11 protein-coding genes and 1 pseudogene are annotated in these 17,829 nt (G+C 44.4%); 3 read left to right on the top strand and 9 right to left on the bottom strand.

The genetic code is table 11. The annotated features are described in order from the left end of the window. A pseudogene (locus tag CAG60_RS00325) lies at nucleotides 1–276 on the top strand (IS4 family transposase); the annotation flags it as partial. Nucleotides 277–339: 63 nt separating this feature from the next. On the opposite strand, the gene purF reads toward CAG60_RS00325, so the two are convergent. The 9 genes from purF to nagE all read right to left on the bottom strand — a co-directional run bounded on the left by purF (nucleotide 340) and on the right by nagE (nucleotide 14,699). Then, a complete protein-coding gene (gene purF / locus CAG60_RS00330; RefSeq protein ID WP_004395678.1) occupies nucleotides 340–1,854 on the bottom strand; it encodes an amidophosphoribosyltransferase in 1,515 nt (504 codons plus the stop codon). Nucleotides 1,855–1,888: 34 nt separating this feature from the next. Beyond that, nucleotides 1,889–2,380: a CvpA family protein gene (locus tag CAG60_RS00335; protein WP_154168685.1), complete on the bottom strand. Its 492-nt coding sequence runs from the start codon at nucleotides 2,378–2,380 to the stop codon at nucleotides 1,889–1,891. A 62-nt stretch (nucleotides 2,381–2,442) separates the two neighbouring features. Further along, nucleotides 2,443–2,988, bottom strand: a complete 546-nt coding sequence (locus tag CAG60_RS00340; protein WP_154168687.1) for an SPOR domain-containing protein — start codon at nucleotides 2,986–2,988, stop codon at nucleotides 2,443–2,445. After that, nucleotides 2,989–4,254 (bottom strand): bifunctional tetrahydrofolate synthase/dihydrofolate synthase, encoded by a 1,266-nt coding sequence (gene folC, locus CAG60_RS00345; protein WP_161438016.1) that lies wholly within the window; start codon nucleotides 4,252–4,254, stop codon nucleotides 2,989–2,991. A gap of 44 nt (nucleotides 4,255–4,298) precedes the next feature. Continuing rightward, entirely contained in the window at nucleotides 4,299–5,225 is a 927-nt protein-coding gene (accD, locus tag CAG60_RS00350; RefSeq protein WP_040904527.1) for an acetyl-CoA carboxylase, carboxyltransferase subunit beta, read from the bottom strand. A 169-nt stretch (nucleotides 5,226–5,394) separates the two neighbouring features. After that, nucleotides 5,395–6,189: a tRNA pseudouridine(38-40) synthase TruA gene (truA, locus tag CAG60_RS00355; RefSeq protein ID WP_154168693.1), complete on the bottom strand. Its 795-nt coding sequence runs from the start codon at nucleotides 6,187–6,189 to the stop codon at nucleotides 5,395–5,397. Between the two features lie 95 nt (nucleotides 6,190–6,284). Continuing rightward, the gene (locus CAG60_RS00360; protein WP_161438017.1) at nucleotides 6,285–10,811 is read right to left on the bottom strand and encodes a FimV/HubP family polar landmark protein; all 4,527 of its coding nucleotides are present in this window, start codon (nucleotides 10,809–10,811) and stop codon (nucleotides 6,285–6,287) included. A gap of 424 nt (nucleotides 10,812–11,235) precedes the next feature. Next, nucleotides 11,236–12,906: a glutamine--tRNA ligase gene (glnS, locus tag CAG60_RS00365; protein ID WP_161438018.1), complete on the bottom strand. Its 1,671-nt coding sequence runs from the start codon at nucleotides 12,904–12,906 to the stop codon at nucleotides 11,236–11,238. Nucleotides 12,907–13,226: 320 nt separating this feature from the next. Further along, nucleotides 13,227–14,699, bottom strand: coding sequence for an N-acetylglucosamine-specific PTS transporter subunit IIBC (gene nagE / locus CAG60_RS00370; RefSeq protein ID WP_158144106.1), 1,473 nt, complete (start codon nucleotides 14,697–14,699; stop codon nucleotides 13,227–13,229). A gap of 568 nt (nucleotides 14,700–15,267) precedes the next feature. Here nagE and nagA point away from each other — a divergent pair. Both nagA and nagC read left to right on the top strand, forming a co-directional pair. Continuing rightward, on the top strand, nucleotides 15,268–16,404 hold the full coding sequence (nagA, locus tag CAG60_RS00375; protein WP_161438019.1) for an N-acetylglucosamine-6-phosphate deacetylase: 1,137 nt from the start codon (nucleotides 15,268–15,270) through the stop codon (nucleotides 16,402–16,404). 2 nt (nucleotides 16,405–16,406) lie between these two features. Further along, nucleotides 16,407–17,621: a DNA-binding transcriptional regulator NagC gene (gene nagC / locus CAG60_RS00380; RefSeq protein WP_161438020.1), complete on the top strand. Its 1,215-nt coding sequence runs from the start codon at nucleotides 16,407–16,409 to the stop codon at nucleotides 17,619–17,621. Nucleotides 17,622–17,829: the final 208 nt, after the last annotated feature.

The following is a 17,829-nucleotide window of genomic DNA, read 5'->3' on the forward strand; positions in this document are numbered from 1 at the left end:
ATTATTAGATATCAGATGGTTAACATGGCTAAAGCTGTGCCTGGCATCTACCCCAACCAACTGAGCTTCACAACGTGTGCTCACTCTATTATTCACGTAATTTTGGGGTTCTGGTTGGAGTCGGCGGGAACAATCCCTAAGCGCATTACTCACTTGCAGGAAGAGGCGATACACCATGTCTTGCCCATTAAACGAGAAGAGCGGATATATCCGAGAGCAATAAAACCAAAGGCAAAGAAATACCCCAATAAAAAGAAAGCCAGTCAGCTTAACTGACTGGCATTACTCAATTTAGGCGCTCTTTTTTATCCATTCGGTAAACTCATCAAATAAAAGCAGTTAAGCGCCTTCGTTATGCAGCTCTAAGTTCGCTAAATCTTGTTGAATTTCCGCTAGCGTTTTCGCATCATCTCCGCGCATCGATTCGAGAAAATCAAGGTACTGCTGATCAATATCACCCGTCACATATTCACCGTTAAAGACTGACGTTTCAAACTTAGCAATATCAGGATTACCGAGACGCACCGCTTCAATTAAATCGGGTAGTGTTTGGAAAATTAAACCGTCAGCACCAATTTGTTTACAGATAGCTTCGTTATCGCGACCATGGGCAATCAGCTCATTGGCACTTGGCATATCAATGCCGTAAACATTAGGGAAACGGATTTCTGGTGCCGCCGACACTAGGTAGACTTTCTTAGCACCAGAGTCACGGGCCATTTCAATGATTTGTTCAGAAGTCGTGCCACGAACGATCGAGTCATCGACCAGCAATACATTTTTATCTTTAAACTCGGAGCGAATCGCGTTTAACTTACGACGCACCGATTTTTTACGCTGCTGCTGGCCAGGCATAATAAAAGTTCGACCGACATAACGGTTTTTGACAAATCCTTGTCGATAAGGAATATCAATCGCTTGGGCAATTTGTAGTGCAATATCACAAGACGTTTCAGGAATAGGGATCACTACATCAATCTCCAAATCGCTAAAACTTTCTTTGATTCGCTCGCCTAATTTTTTACCCATTTCGACTCGTGCGCTGTAGACCGAAATCTTATCAATGAAAGAATCTGGACGGGCAAAGTAAACGTATTCAAAAATGCACGGATTAAGTACTGGGTTTTGAGCGCACTGCTGAGTAAAAAGTTGGCCATCAAAGGTGGCATAAATTGCTTCACCGGGAGCGATATCACGCATAAAGCTAAAACCAACGGCATCTAAGGCAACGGACTCAGAAGCAACCATATATTCTGTGCGATCAGCCACTTGACGCTTACCTAAACAAAGCGGGCGAATCCCATTCGGATCACGAAAAGCAACCATGCCATGACCAATGATCATTGCCGCGACAGCATAAGCGCCACGTATTGTACGATGTACATTGGCGACAGCACGAAAGACTTCTTCCGGCGTCACTTCGCTTTCAACAGAGTCTATTTCATGGGCAAGGACATTCAGTAACACTTCTGAATCTGAGGTGGTGTTGATATGGCGGCGATCTTTTTCAAACAGCTTTTGGCGCACCTCTGTCGCATTGGTCAAATTACCGTTATGGGCCAGCGTGATACCAAAAGGCGAATTGACATAAAAAGGCTGCGCTTCCGATGCACTCGAACTGCCTGCTGTTGGGTAACGCACATGGCCGATCCCAACCGTTCCTTGCAAGCGTTGCATATGTTTAGCTTCAAAGACATCTTTAACTAAACCGTTCGCTTTTCTCAGACGAAAACGATTGCTTTCTATGGTGCAAATACCCGCGGCATCTTGGCCACGGTGCTGTAATACCGTTAACGCGTCATAAATTGACTGGTTCACCAGCGTTGTACCCACGATTCCAACAATACCACACATGTCTTAACCCTCGACTTTCAACAATAACTGGCGCTTAGTGAGCGCCAGAAAGAAAACTGGATGTTGCTTGTAAGTGTTCGAAGAAGGGAGCAATCAGGCGACTGAATTCTGGCACCAGTTGCGACCCTTTCCACCACTCTGCGTTTGGTGATGCGGTGAACGCATCCATAAAAAATAAAGCTGCTGCGACAATCAAAACACCTCGTAATGCACCGAAAACCACACCGAGGATCCTATCGGTTCCTGATAACCCTGTCTTATCAACTAACTGTGAAATGACGTAGTTAACCATCGCTCCAACAATCAAGGTGGCTATAAATAGCACCGCAATTGCCGAGCCATTACGAAACATCTCATCTTTAATGTTACTAAAGTACACGGCTAACTTTGCGTAGTATTCTGAAGCGATATAAAACGCGGCAAACCAAATAACCAATGACAACGCTTCTTTCGCAAAGCCACGAACTAAGCTGATCAACGCAGACAGGCCGATCACACTTAAAATGACAATATCTAACCAATTCATGAGTTCTTACATTCTAAGTTGGCGCGCATTTTAACAGAAAAATGCGCAACGCAAACGTTTTCTTAAGGATTTAATGGCTTAAATTTAAGTAACTGACCTTTAGCGCCAGTTATTTTCTCTAATTCCACTAACTGATTTTCTAACTTACTTTTTGAAACATCAGGCCCAATAATGACACGCGTAAAATCGTTTTCTTGTTTTGTGTGTGCCTGATAACCACGTCGTTGTAAGTCAGCAACCACATTTTTAGCATTTTCTGCATTTCTCAGTGCCATCAATTGAATGATCCAAGCGCTATCTTGATAATCATTTTTTTCAATCACAGGACGTGTGGTCGTCGTAACGGTTTGATGACTTGCCTCTTTCGGTATTGCTGTAGGCGATTCAGTGACGGTGACTGGAGAGTCGGGCAAAGCCACCTGATCTTCTATGGGATCAAGAATCTCAAACCGTTCAATATCACTATCGAGTTCAGGCCTTAGCGGAATGCTAGCAACGTCTTCTTGATAGTGCATTTTTTTACCGTCCAAGAGATCGGGTAATACGATCACACCAATCGCAACCAAAATGATCGTACCGACTAAGCGGCTTTGAAATTTACTGGCCATTTATTCTCCTTTACCTTGCCAATGCTCAAGGACTTCACCCACGGTATGAAAGGATCCAGCAACCACGATAACATCATTGCTTTGTGCCTTGGTCAACGCAGCTTCAAAAGCTTCCACTGGCGATGAATATTGACGTTGAGTCGGGGTTAGATAATGCACTAACTCTTGTGAACTTGCGGCGCGAGGACCAGAAAGAGAAGCTGGATACCAATCCTTCACGACTGGGGTCAGTGCTTCGATAGTCGATTTAATGTCTTTGTCATGCAACATTCCGAGCACCATATGCACTTTTTGCTGTGGATAACGCTGCTCTAATTGCGAGACAAGATAGTCAGCCGAATGTGGGTTGTGTGCCACATCCAACAAAATCGTCGGTTGAGTCTGTAATACTTGCATACGTCCGGCCAAATTGGCTTTACGTAATCCTTCGCTCACATCAATGTCACTAATATCAAGTCCAGAGCAGCCTAACGCCATCAAGGCTGTGGCGGCATTGGCAAGAGGCAATGTCGGAATCGGTAAATCACTGAGTTCAAATGATCCACTGCGCCAACGCCATGATGAACTCGATAACGTCTCATAGTAATATTGAATACCGACCTGATAGAATGTCGCACTAATATCATCAGCATGAGCCGCCACTGTTGCAGGTGGAGAAGGTTGCCCGCAAATCGCTGGTTTTCCTGAACGGAAAATACCTGCTTTTTCAAAGCCAATCACGTTGATGTCATCACCGAGCCAATCCACATGATCAATCGCTAAACTGGTGATCACCGAGACATCATGCTCGACAACATTAGTTGCATCTAATCGTCCACCTAATCCAACCTCAAGCAAAATCACCTCGACCTGCTCAGTTTGAAAAAGACGCAGCGCGGCTAGAGTACCAAACTCAAATAAGCTCAATGTAGTATTACCACGTTGAGTTTCAATGTAAGCAAAGGCTTGGGTATGTTTTGAATCCGGAAGTTCGTGACCGTTAATCCGTACACGCTCGTTGTAACGAATAAGATGAGGGGAGCTGTACACACCAACCGAGTAGCCGGCTTGGAGAAGAATACTTTCCATTAGGGCGCATGTTGAGCCTTTACCGTTCGTGCCCGCAACCGTAATGACGGTAGCAGATGGTCTGGTGATTTGCGCTTTCTCGGCAACCGTTTGAACACGTTCTAAGCCGAGATCAATGGCCGAGGTGTGGATATGAGATAAATAATCAAGCCACACCGTAAGTGGCGATGTGGCTTGAGGAATAGAGTATTGAGTCATCTAACGTAGAACCATGGTTATGCTTGGCTTTGTTAGTGGTTACTTTACCCTTTTTTATCCGCTTCTGGTACAGAATATGTTTCTTCGTTTGGCGCTGCGTTCACAGAAACCACCAGAGGAGAAGCATGATTGGTCATTTTGGCTAACAATCCCGCCACACGTTGACGCATTTCACGACGATCGACGATCATATCTATTGCGCCATGTTCAAGCAAAAACTCACTGCGCTGAAAACCTTCAGGTAAATCTTCACGCACAGTTTGCTCGATCACGCGGCGTCCAGCAAAACCAATCAAGGCTTTCGGTTCACCAATATTAATATCGCCTAACATCGCCAAACTCGCAGATACACCACCCATCGTGGGGTCAGTCATCACCGAAATATAAGGCAAGCCTTTCTCTGTTAAACGCTGCAGCGCTGCACTGGTCTTGGCCATTTGCATCAATGACATTAAGGCCTCTTGCATACGCGCTCCGCCACTGGCAGAAAAGCAGACTAACCCGCAATTATTTTCAATCGCCGCATCGACTGCACGCACGAAACGCGCACCAACCACGGAACCCATTGATCCGCCCATAAAGGAGAATTCAAACGCACAAGCAACAACCGGAACACCGATCACCTGCCCTTTCATCACGATAAGTGCGTCTTTCTCGCCACTGCTTTTTTGCGCAGCCGCTAAACGTTCTTTGTAACGCTTAGTATCTTTAAACTTAAGCTTATCTTGTGGCTCAAGCTCTTGAGCGATTTCCTCGCGGTTATCTTCGTCTAAAAAGGTCTCTAAACGACGACGCCCTTTCATGCGCATATGATGGTTACATTTAGGGCAAACCTCTAAATTGCGTTCCAACTCAGCGTAGTACAGCACTTCTTCACAAGAGGTACATTTAGTCCATACCCCTTCAGGAATAGACGCTCTACGTGAACTGACAATGTTGCTTTTTTCTAAAATCTTTTCAAGCCAACTCATGCAAGACCTTTTTACTTTCTCATCTCCCGCGCTAGTGCGAAAGATATAAATTAGACATAAACGCGTGGGATTAAAGCATACAAAACCGCAACTGTAGACAAAAAACTGGTTGTACCTATTTCTTTGCCCAATCAATATGCATCTGTGTATTGGAAGCTATTTGCCCTAATTAGTTCAAATTCTCTGCTAAAAATAGCGGCCCCAGTGGCGCTTTGGGTAATTCAAACTGCGCTGGATAATCGACAGCAACGAGATACAAGCCTTCAGCCTTAGCCGTTGCGGCAGCTAATTTGCGATCTTTGGCTGCCAATAACCACTCTATCCATTGTGGCTCTTGCTCTCCACGTCCGACTTCAATCAAACTACCAACAATATTACGCACCATATGATGAACAAAAGCATTCGCTTTTATATCAACGACAACATAACGCTCATGGCGAGAAACATTCAAGTGCATAATATTACGCCAAGGGCTACGAGACTGGCAATGTACCGCTCGAAAAGAAGTAAAATCATTTTCACCCAATAAATATTGACCTGCCAGCTGCATTCTCTGAACGTCTAATTCTGGATGATAATGACTGACCCCCGAAGATAGGATCCCTGGGCGATAAGCATGATTATAGATAACGTATCGATAACGACGCGCCGTCGCACTAAAACGAGCATGAAAATCGTCGGGAACCACTTTCGCCCATCGAACAGCGATATCCTTCGGTAAGTTAGCGTTAGCGCCCATCGTCCATGCAGCCATGTTACGTTCAGCTGTGGTATCAAAGTGGACAACCTGCCCTGTACCATGCACTCCTGCATCGGTACGTCCAGCACATTGAACCTCTACCGGATGATTCGCGATAATCGACAGGGCTTTTTCAAGCTTTTCCTGTACGCTAATGACGTCTCGTTGCCGTTGCCAGCCAAAGTAATGGGTACCATCGTACTCAATACCCAGAGCAATTCTCATGTTCTGTTTCTCATTGAAAATGGGGCGGGCAGTATATACTGATCGCCAAACAACGTGAAGACACCTACGCCGCGAAAGTCATCCATCTTTACAGGCTATTGCCGACCATTGATCCTATCAATAAGGTATTTTGCCTGACGACGAATTTCATCATCACCATCAACGATCGCTTCTTCCAGTAACTTGATTGCGCCTTTACTGTCATTCATTTCCAAGTAAATTTTCGCTAGATCAAGCTTACCGGCCGCTTCGGCATTATTATCAACATCAAAATCAGTGATATCTCCAAGTACATCAGGAAATTCATCTAAACCGACATCCAAATTAAGGGCTTCATCATCAGGATTTATCGAACCTTCATCCCTTTCAACTTGCGCCATCAACTCATCAACGGTCATGAACTCACGCTTTTCCGGTGAAAAATCAACTACATCTTCCTGATTTTCCCAATTTTCCACTTCAACTTCAGGTTGCTGATTTTGTATTTCCTCTTGCCAGATCGCTTGATCTTCTTCCGGTATCTCATCAGGGATAACGGCTTTTTGATCCTCGGTTAAACTAAAACCATTCCAGTCTTCTCCGCCCATTTGTAACATGGCATCAATATCCATGCCTGCACTGTCAATGGTTTTAGCATCTAACGGCGAATTAAACAGATCCATTGGACGAGCCATTGGATCATTTAATAAATCCGTAAATTGTTGCTCATTGTACGCTTTACTGGATAACGTAGCGAAATCAATCGGCTCATCATTTTTATCCTCTGGCTCTGGCTCTGGCTCTGGCTCTGGCTCTGGCTCTGGCTCTGGCTCTGGCTCTGGCTCTGGCTCTGGCTCTGGCTCTGGCTCTGGCTCTGGCTCTGGCTCTGGCTCTGGCTCTGGCTCTGGCTCTGGCTCTGGCTCTGGCTCTGGCTCTGCAGGGATTGAAGCGTTGTCTTGCTGATCCGTCAAGTCTGAATGTTCAGCAACCTGATGTGGTGTCTCTAACTCCTCTTGTTGATCAAAGTTAGCCATGATGTCATCAAGTTCAGCAGCATCTTCATCACCATCAAAAATAACCTCTGATTCGGTTTCAAATTCCGTATCGGCTAAGGCATCTTGCTCGGTATATTCAGCAAGCTCACTCTCATCAAAACTTAATGGACCGTCTTCCTGCTCTGAAGATGGCTCAAGGGCTGAGTCATCAGGTTGGCTATTATCGGGCTCGACAATAGTGTCATCGACATCATTGACTATCGATTCTAAAGAAACATCACGGGATGGATCTTTACTGTCCGGCTGAGCAAACTCAGGCGGTTCGACGGATTCAGTTAATACTTCATCAACGTGGTCACTTTCTACCGCCACATCCGCATCTAACGATGATGCTTGCTCTTGTTGCGTGTCAGGTTGCTGTTCAAGCGTTTCTGGTTCAGCTAACTGATTTTCGAGACTGCTTTCAGGCTCTGGATCTGAGTCTAAATCATCATTCTCTAACTCATCGCTATCAACGGATAATTCACTTGGCACGTGCTGTTCCGCTTGAACAGCATCATTCTCATCGGCGTCTTCAGTATCAGCAGTAACGCTCGATGACTCTGTCATCGAGTCCGCATCGACTACCTCGACATCATCGTCTAAATCCGCCAAAGCGTCTTGTTCGGTATACTCGGCAAGCTCACTTTCATCAATATTTAATGGACCATCTTCCGACGGTTCAGCATGCTGACCATTCTCATCTATCGATTCAGGGGCTTGATCCTCAATGGTCTCTAGAGCGGCATCAAAGGCGATATCCTCACTATCAGAAGCAGACTGCTGGGATTCAAGCTGCTCAATATCACTAACCCGATCATCGCCATCAACACTTGCTAACATCGAATCCAAATCAAATGACGGCGCTTGATCTTCTGGTATCTCTGGTTGCTCTGCCACTTGATTAACAAGGCTGCTTTCCGGCTCTGGATCTGAGTCATCATTCTCTAACTCATCGCTATCAACGGATAATGACTCTTCTTCACTTGGCACGTGCTGTTCCGCTTGAACAGCATCATTCTCATCGGCGTCTTCAGTATCAGTAGTAACGCTCGATGGCTCTGTCACCGAGTCAGTATCGAGGTGCTCAATATCATCGTCTAAATCCGCCAAGGCGTCTTGCTCGGTATACTCGGCAAGTTCACTCTCATCAATGCTTAGCGGCCCTTCTGTTTCTGGTAAAACTGGCGCATCAGGCTCTTCATCGATGAAATGATCAACATCGCTAATCTCGGTTTGCTCGATTAACGGCTCATCTTCTTCTGACTCAGTAGAGTCACTTTGCGCAGCTTGTGGCTCACCATCGGTCGCAAGAGAGGCTTGATCTTCACTTTCAAAGCTCGATTCAACGTCCGTGCTCTCCTCTTCTTCAACCTCTAGTCTTTCTTCAGGTGTATCGGTTTTGGTAGAAGGTTCGTTGACTTCACCATCAAGCGCAGAGACCTCTTGTTTGGCCTCATCGATACTCGGCGATGGTGCATCTAAAGCTTCAATCGGTTCGGGATCTTCATCATCAACCAACCAATCTTCATCTTGTGGAACACCAAATTCATTCGCTAGCGGTTCTGGGTCACTCGTGCTAGCCGCTTCGCCCCCTTCAATCTGAGGATCAAAATCAAATTCCTCCTCATCAACTGGCTGGTTAAGCGTTGATTCATCCTTATCCTCAAGATGAATATCATCCAGTAACGGATCTTGTGCGGGAGCATTACTGATCAGATCATCGATAAAGTTATTGCTATCGAACTCACTATCTTCAACTTCAGCCTGCTGCTCAATTTCGAGTAGTTCATCGAGAAACTCGGTTCCATCATCCAATGATACATTGATCGCTTCTTGTGGATCAGATTCGACGGACTCATTGCTCTCTACTTTTGGCTCTTGCTCATCAATCCATTCATCTAATAATGTCGGGCTGTCGTGATCAAATGACAGCGCTTCATCAACGTCAGATTCATCGAGTAGTTCATCAAGTAATTTATCAACAGCGGTATCTAAATCTTGTTCTGATAACTCCTCACTCACCAATAATTCATCGAGTAATTCGGTACTGTCATCGTCCAAGGAAAGATCCAGATCGTCCCCAACCAAACCATCTAATAAGTCGTCCAATACTTCATCAGCTTGATCTGACTCTGTCGTTTGTGATTGAATGCTGTCTAAAAGCGAGTCCAACTCTTCATCTGAGGTAAGCTCAGGCTCACTATCAATACTGTCTGCTTTAAGCTCATCAAGTTGACTATCTAAATCAAGCTCCGCATCATCGACCTCAGCTTCCATGAGTAACTCATCAAGTAACGCTTGATCAACTTCATTGCCTGATAAAAGCTCATCCTCATCACCAGCTAATAAAGCATCCATTGCGTCTTGAGACAGTGGGTCTTCTTCTGCGAGATCAAAATCTTCTTCATCAAGTTCATCACTTGATGGCTGATTTTCCGCTAAGTCGGCAAAATTGGTATCCAAATCACCATCGTCATCAATACCAGCGAAAGGATCGTCATCTTCGTCAAGATTTAAATCCATATCACCTTCATCAAGAGAAGCAAAGACATCCTCTTCTTCAGCCATATCATCGCCGTACAATATTTCGCCACTATCAGATTCACCGAAGAGATCATCATCAAGTAAAAGATCATCGTCCCCTAGCTCTTCCCCCTCTTCAGGTAAGACTGGAGCAACCGGTGGCGGAGCGACTTTCTCTTCTGTTGATGATTGAACCGGCTCTGGCTGATCGGCTTTCGAGCGGCGGCTCAATAAGAGCATGACTATACCCGCAATCAGTAAACCGGGTATCAGTGCTAATAACGCGACAAACCAAGTACTGGATAATAATTGCTCCCACGTAGAAGGGCCTTGCTGAACTTGTTGATTATTGCGTCGGTCTTCATTTAATAAGCGTTCAACTTCAACGCGGATTCGATTGTCATCACCCAGTTCATGTTTTAACTCACTCACCTCAGATTGCATTTGTGCCAATAGAAGTCGTAACTGATGATTTTTTTCTTCTAAAGCGAGGAGTTCGGCTTGCGCAACGTCAGTGAGTGGCGCGGGTGCAGGGATTGGCTCAGGAGCAACGCTTGGCGTCGGTGGTTCAACCACCGGTGATGCTTCAGTAACGGGTGGTGCGACCGGAGGACGTGCAGGCGTTGGGACAGCCGCGACCGTTGGTTCTGGTGACCCCGTTAAACGCGCTTGATGAGCCGTCATAATCGTGATCGCTTCTTGCGTTGACGCACGATTAATCTGTTCTATCGATGGTATCCGCAGAGTGCTTCCGGGCAATAAACTATGAATATTTTGATTTTCAAACGCTTGAGGGTTTAAACGATAAATAGCTAACAACGTTTGCTGAACTGAAACATTCGCTGATGGCCTTAATTGCGTTGCAATAGACCACAATGTGTCTTGGGGCGATGTGGGGCCGAAAAAGCGTGAAGGCTCAGAATTGTTGGTGGGTATTTGTCCCATATCACGACTAAAACGCGGAGCAGATTGCACTTCACCGTTTGGGCCGATGAGACGAATGACTTCTGCACTAACGATAGAAGTCTGAGTCACGGCGGCGATCGTTAATGGCAACAGCCATCGCTTAAAAAATTGACGCATAAAAGGCTCAGCTCTGTGCTTTAAAAATGAATATAACCTAAACAACTTAACAATGCAGGTAGACGGCAAGTGCGTGAATCTCCGTGAACATAAACAAACCAAACTAATGCAGCCTAACAACGCTACAACGTTAAGTAAGATGGGAATACAACGATCTGTTAAATATATCGGATTACCCCAGTAAAACTATAGGGACTAATACAAAAAATGTGCCTTACCTACAATAATCGCAGGAATCTCACACAAATATCTGGCAGACCCGCCCTTTTTCCTACCTTGCCCCTGATTCTAAGCTACTTGAAGATTCCGATAGGAGCAAGCAGACATCCCCCACGAGGCATCACATGGCAACAAAACCAATAAAAAAGCCAACCTAAAAGTCGGTTGGCTTGATGTAAATCACCGTAGATAGACGTAAAACTGCTTACTCTTGGTCTATTTTTGCCCAAGTATCACGCAAACCAACCGTACGGTTAAAAACTAGCGAATCAGGTCGAGAGTCTTTGATATCTGCGCAGAAATAACCCATACGTTCAAACTGATAACCAAATTCAGGCTGAGCATTCTTCAGGCTTGGTTCGACAAAACCATGCATGGTGATCAATGAATCAGGGTTAATTGTTGCCGCAAAGTTATCTGCCGCAGCAGGATTTGCCACCGTAAATAAGCGATCGTACAAACGGAATTGAGCAGGCAAGGCTTTATCTGCTGAAACCCAATGAATTACCCCTTTGACTTTACGTCCATCGGCTGGGTTTTTACCCAGCGTTTCTGGATCATAAGTGCAGTAAATCGTCGTGATGTTACCTTGTTGATCTTTCTCAATACGCTCAGCTTTAATAATATAAGCACCACGTAGACGTACTTCTTTACCTAAGACCAAACGCTTATATTTTTTGTTGCCTTCTTCACGAAAATCTTCACGTTCAATCCAAATTTCACGCGTGAAAGGCACTTCTCGCTCGCCCATCTCCGGTTTATTAGGATGATTAGCGACCGTAAGCGGCTCAACACTATTCTCAGCAAAGTTTTCAATAATGATTTTCACTGGATCAAGCACAGCCATAGCACGAGGTGCATTCTCATTGAGATCGTCACGGATACAAGACTCAAGAGAACTAAATTCAATCATATTGTCTTGTTTAGTCACACCGATGCGCTTACAGAACTCACGTATAGAAGCAGGAGTAAAACCACGACGTCGTAAGCCAGAAATGGTCGGCATGCGTGGGTCATCCCACCCTTCGACCAGTTTTTCAACTACCAGCTGATTGAGCTTACGTTTTGACATCACCGTGTATTCTAGATTTAAGCGGCTAAATTCATACTGTCTTGGATGACAATCGATGGTGATGTTGTCTAATACCCAGTCGTACAAACGGCGGTTGTCTTGAAATTCCAGAGTACACAATGAGTGAGTAATGCCTTCGAGTGCATCAGAGATACAGTGCGTAAAATCATACATCGGATAAATGCACCATTTATCGCCGGTTTGGTGATGCTCGGCAAAACGCACGCGGTATAACACCGGATCACGCATCACCATAAATGAAGACGCCATATCAATTTTTGCACGAAGACAAGCTTGGCCCTCTGCAAACTCACCAGCACGCATTTTTTCAAATAAAGCCAGGTTTTCTTCAATCGGACGATCACGATATGGGCTATTTTTACCCGCTTGAGTTAATGTTCCACGGTATTCACGAATCTGCTCAGGAGTCAGCTCTTCAACATAGGCCAACCCTTTATTGATCAGTTCTACTGCATACAAATACAGTTGGTCGAAGTAATCGGATGAATAACGAACATGACCAGACCACTCAAAGCCCAACCAATTAACGTCTTTCTTAATTGATTCAACGTATTCAAGATCTTCTTTTTCTGGGTTGGTGTCATCAAAACGCAGATTACACTGGCCTTGATAGTCTTGAGCAATACCAAAATTCAGACAAATCGACTTCGCATGCCCAATGTGTAGATAACCGTTCGGTTCTGGCGGAAAACGAGTCTGTACGCTAGTGTGTTTACCATCCGCTAAATCTTTATCAATAATTTGGCGAATGAAATTCGATGGACGAGCCTCAGCTTCACTCATCTATAGCACCTCAAAATTTAGTAGTATTGTCAGAAATGATTTTCTACGTTATGAGCTGGCGATCTCCAACTCAACATAGGTATTACCACCAATCATCCACAATTCCGCCCTATTTCACAATAAAAACTGCGGTTTTCAGACGAATATTTACCAGAACTGGCGGTATAAGTGACCTAATCTATCGTTTTATACCCTAACGATGTCAATCAAGATCTTTTCGCAAGCAAAACAAAAGCCTTCACTAATGTGAAGGCTTCAGAATAATCACCAACCATCGAGGCCGCTCACCGTAGTGTTCAGCTCGCTCTGCGATTGAGAGATTATTGTTGTGATTTGGAATCTATCGATTTCATTTCACCAGCAATGATTTCCGCTAAAGGACCAAGAATCACTTGTAAATTATTGGTACCTAATTTAACCACGCCCATTGCGCCTAGTGCTTTTAACTGTTTCTCATCGATGATTGACATATCTTTTACGGTTAAACGTAAACGAGTAATACAAGCATCAATATTCGATAAGTTTTCATGGCCACCAAGCACTTCTAAGTACTGTTTTGCTAATTCAGAAGACTCTTGTGAACCTTTAACCGAGCTCACCGCTTCGTCATCATCTTCACGACCTGGAGTTTTTAAACCAAACTTCAAAATTACGGTACGGAAAACCACATAGTAGATAACAAAGAATACGAAACCTTGAACTATCAGCATGTACCACTGTACGGCTAGCGGGTTACGTGAAGATAATACCATATCGACCAAACCAGCGGAGAAACCAAAGCCAGCGATCCACTGCATTGAAGCAGCAATAAATACCGACAAACCAGTGAGTACCGCGTGCAAGAGATACAGTAGAGGAGCAAGGAACATGAACGAGAACTCTAGCGGCTCTGTCACCCCAGTAAAGAAGGAAGCAAAACCTGCCGCAATCATAATGCCTGCTACTTTTTCTTTATTCTTAGCCGTAGAAGTATGATAAATAGCCAGCGCTGCACCGGGTAAACCGAACATCATGATCGGGAAGAAACCCGCTTGATACATCCCTGTCACGCCAGGAATAGCCACGCCTTCAGCAATCGATTTTGCACCACCAAGGAAGTTCGGAATATCATTAATACCTGCAACATCAAACCAAAACACAGAGTTAAGAGCATGGTGTAAACCCACAGGGATCAATAGACGGTTGAAGAATGCGTAGATACCCGCACCCGTCGCACCTAAACCTTGGATAGATTCGCCAAAAGAAACCAAACCACCATAAACGGCAGGCCAAACGTACATTAGTACGAAGGCGATAAGAATACCGGCAAATGAGGTTAAAATGGGCACTAAACGCTTACCAGAGAAAAAGGCGAGCGCTTTATGTAACTCAACCGTTGAATAGCGATTATAAATTTCTGCCGAAACAATCCCGACCAGAATGCCGACAAATTGGTTATTAATTTTTCCAAAAGCTGCAGGAACAGCGGCTAAATCAATACCTTGAATCTGTGCTACCGATCCAGGCGACAGCAGGGTTGTCACGACCAAAAAGCCAACGAAGCCCGCCAAGGCTGCTGAGCCATCTTTATCTTTTGACATCCCGAATGCGACACCAATTGCAAACAGTACTGACATATTGTCAATAATCGCTGCACCCGCTTTAATTAGGAATGCCGCTAAGGCGGAGTTTGCACCCCAACCCGTTGGGTCAATCCAGTAGCCAACCCCCATCAAAATGGCTGCCGCAGGTAATGTCGCGACAGGCACCATCAGGGCCTTACCTACTTTTTGAAAATATCCAAGAATATTCACCTTAAGTTCCCCCTATAGGATTTTTATATATGTTGAGCTACTTATTTTGATCGCCCAATTTAGTCACTGTCAGTTTATGCCATTAATTTTGCTCCGCAAATTAAAACCTTATCAATTGTGATCATAATCACCAGAAAGCAGCGAAATTGAGCAATTTTGCTAGCAGGATCATAAAACTTATTTTACCATATAAAAAAACAAACCTTTGCCGCTATCCTTAACCAAGAAGATAGCTTATAAAGCACCAGTCAAAGATAGATTATTGACTAAATCGATAACCTATTCAGCGATGATTTCTTTATATAACAAGGTGTTCAAAAACTTATTTTTGCTTACGATTTTGGTAAGCACACGATTGATAGATATTTCGCGAACTAATTGAAGTTGAGATGCCCGACTTACTGGGAGAAAAAGTAGGCCATACCACTATATTTACTTATCGGCTGGCCTCGATAACCTCCCGCTAAATCACCATGGCTCTCATCGTTTTGAGTAACAGTACGCAGACTTCAAGTCGCAAGGATATCAACACAATGAAGCTCCCCCGATAGATAAGGATTAACTGATTATGTATGCGCTCACAAACTGCAAAATCTACACTGGTAGTGATAAGTTAACTGATCATGCCGTTATCGTGGATAACGACCTCATTCAAGCTATCTCTCCGATAAATCAACTTCCATCGGCGATCAATCATGTTGATCTCAATGGTGCCAATCTCTGTCCTGGATTTATTGATTTGCAACTCAATGGCTGTGGTGGCGTGATGTTTAATGATCAAATCTCAGCAGATACCATCCAAGTGATGCATCAGGCGAACTTAAAATCCGGTTGTACTAGTTTTCTCCCGACATTGATTACTTCGTCAGATAACGATATTCAACAAGCCATCAGCGCACAACGTGAGTACCAAAAAAAATACCCACATCAATCTCTCGGTCTGCATTTAGAAGGGCCTTACTTGAATGTAATGAAAAAAGGCATTCATAGTGTTGATTTCATTCGTCAGTCAGATCAAGCGATGATTGACTTCATTTGTCAAAATAACGATGTCGTAACTAAAGTTACCTTAGCACCAGAAAATAATGACTTGCGACATATTGAGCAACTCGTTGACGCGGGCATTATTGTTTCTATCGGCCACAGCAATGCCACTTATGCAGAAGCTCGTAAAAGCTTTGCTGCAGGAATCTCTTTCGCAACCCATCTTTTCAATGCAATGACACCTATGGCTGGTCGTGAACCCGGCGTTGTTGGTGCCATTTATGACACACCCGAAGTCTATACGGGAGTCATCGCTGATGGTTTTCATGTTGATTACGCTAACATCCGTATTGCTCACAAAATAAAAGGCGATAAGCTCGTATTAGTGACCGATGCCACAGCTCCTGCAGGCGCTGAAATGGATTACTTTATTTTTGTCGGTAAGAAAGTATATTACCGAGACGGCAAGTGTGTTGATGAACACGGTACACTTGGCGGCTCAGCCTTAACGATGATTGAAGCAGTCCAAAATACGGTTGAGCATGTCGGAATCGCTTTAGATGAAGCATTGCGAATGGCCAGCTTATACCCAGCGAAAGCCATCGGTGTTGATAAGACGTTAGGTCGCATTAAACCAGGCTATATTGCTAACCTGACCATTTTTGACCGCGACTTCAATGTAAAAGCGACAGTAGTGAATGGACAATACGAGCAAAAGTAATCATGAATGGCGGACAAATAGGTAATGTAGATCTCGTTAAGCAGCTCAATAGCGCAGCTGTTTATCGCTTAATCGACCAACAGGGGCCAATTTCGCGCATCCAAGTTGCCGATGTCAGTCAACTTGCACCAGCAAGTGTGACAAAAATAACCCGCCAACTCCTAGAAAGAGGGTTGATTAAAGAAGTCGCACAGCAAGCCTCGACCGGTGGACGACGTGCGATCTCTTTAACCACGGAAGTCGAACCATTTCATTCTATCGCCGTCAGATTAGGTCGCGATTATATTCAGTTGGGCCTGTATAATTTGGGAGGCCAAGAACTGGCTTGCTCTTCCTATGAGTTTCATTACGCTCATCAACCTCAGCTAATCGAAGGGTTAATTCATCATTTAAAAGCCTTTCTTGCCCAACAACAAAGTAATATTAAACAATTAATTGCGATTGGTATTGCCTTACCCGGTCTCGTTAACCCTGAGCTTGGGGTTGTTGAATATATGCCCAATATTGAAATTGATGCGCTTGGGCTTGGCGATATTATTCGAGACCACTTTCATGTCGAGTGTTTTGTCGGTAATGATGTGCGTGGCATGGCGCTGGCAGAACACTACTTTGGCGCGAGCCAAGACTGTCAAGATTCTATTTTAGTCAGCGTGCATCGTGGAACAGGATCTGGAATCATTGTCAATGGACACGTTTTTCTAGGAACTAACCGCAACGTTGGCGAAATCGGTCATATTCAAATCGATCCTCTTGGTGAGCAGTGTCAATGTGGAAATTTCGGTTGCTTAGAAACCGTCGCCAGCAATCCAGCCATCGTCGCTCGTGTCAAGAAACGGCTTGCTCAAGGTTACAAATCAAGTTTGTCTGATCTGCCTAAAGTAACCATTGACGATATCTGTCAACACGCTTTGCAAGATGATGAGCTAGCGAAGCAAGCCCTAGTGCAAGTCGGTAATCAACTTGGTAAAGCAATAGCCATGACGATTAACTTATTTAACCCTCAGAAAGTCATCATCGCGGGTGATATTACTGCGGCGCAAGAGGTTATTTTTCCGGCTATTCTACGCAATGTTGAAAATCAGTCGTTACAGGCTTTTCATCGTCAGTTACCTATTGTGGCATCAACGATCGACAAGCGACCCACGATTGGGGCTTTTGCTATGATTAAACGAGCCATGCTTAATGGCGTTTTGCTCCAGAAATTGCTCGAAGACTAAGGTCTATTGAGCCTCGTTGTTGTGCTCAACTCGCCACATTAATCCAGTCAGATCAGCGATTCCCTTTCTCTCCCCATGAACGTTGCCATTAACACGATTGGGGATATCGCCTTTCTAGTTATCCTTTCTCACACCTTAATTGCTGATTTATTAGACGCGGATTAGAACTCATTCACTGAAAAGCAATTTAAATTAGATAAAATTCACC

This window comes from Vibrio sp. V33_P6A3T137, assembly GCF_009904835.1.
GTDB lineage: Bacteria > Pseudomonadota > Gammaproteobacteria > Enterobacterales > Vibrionaceae > Vibrio > Vibrio metschnikovii.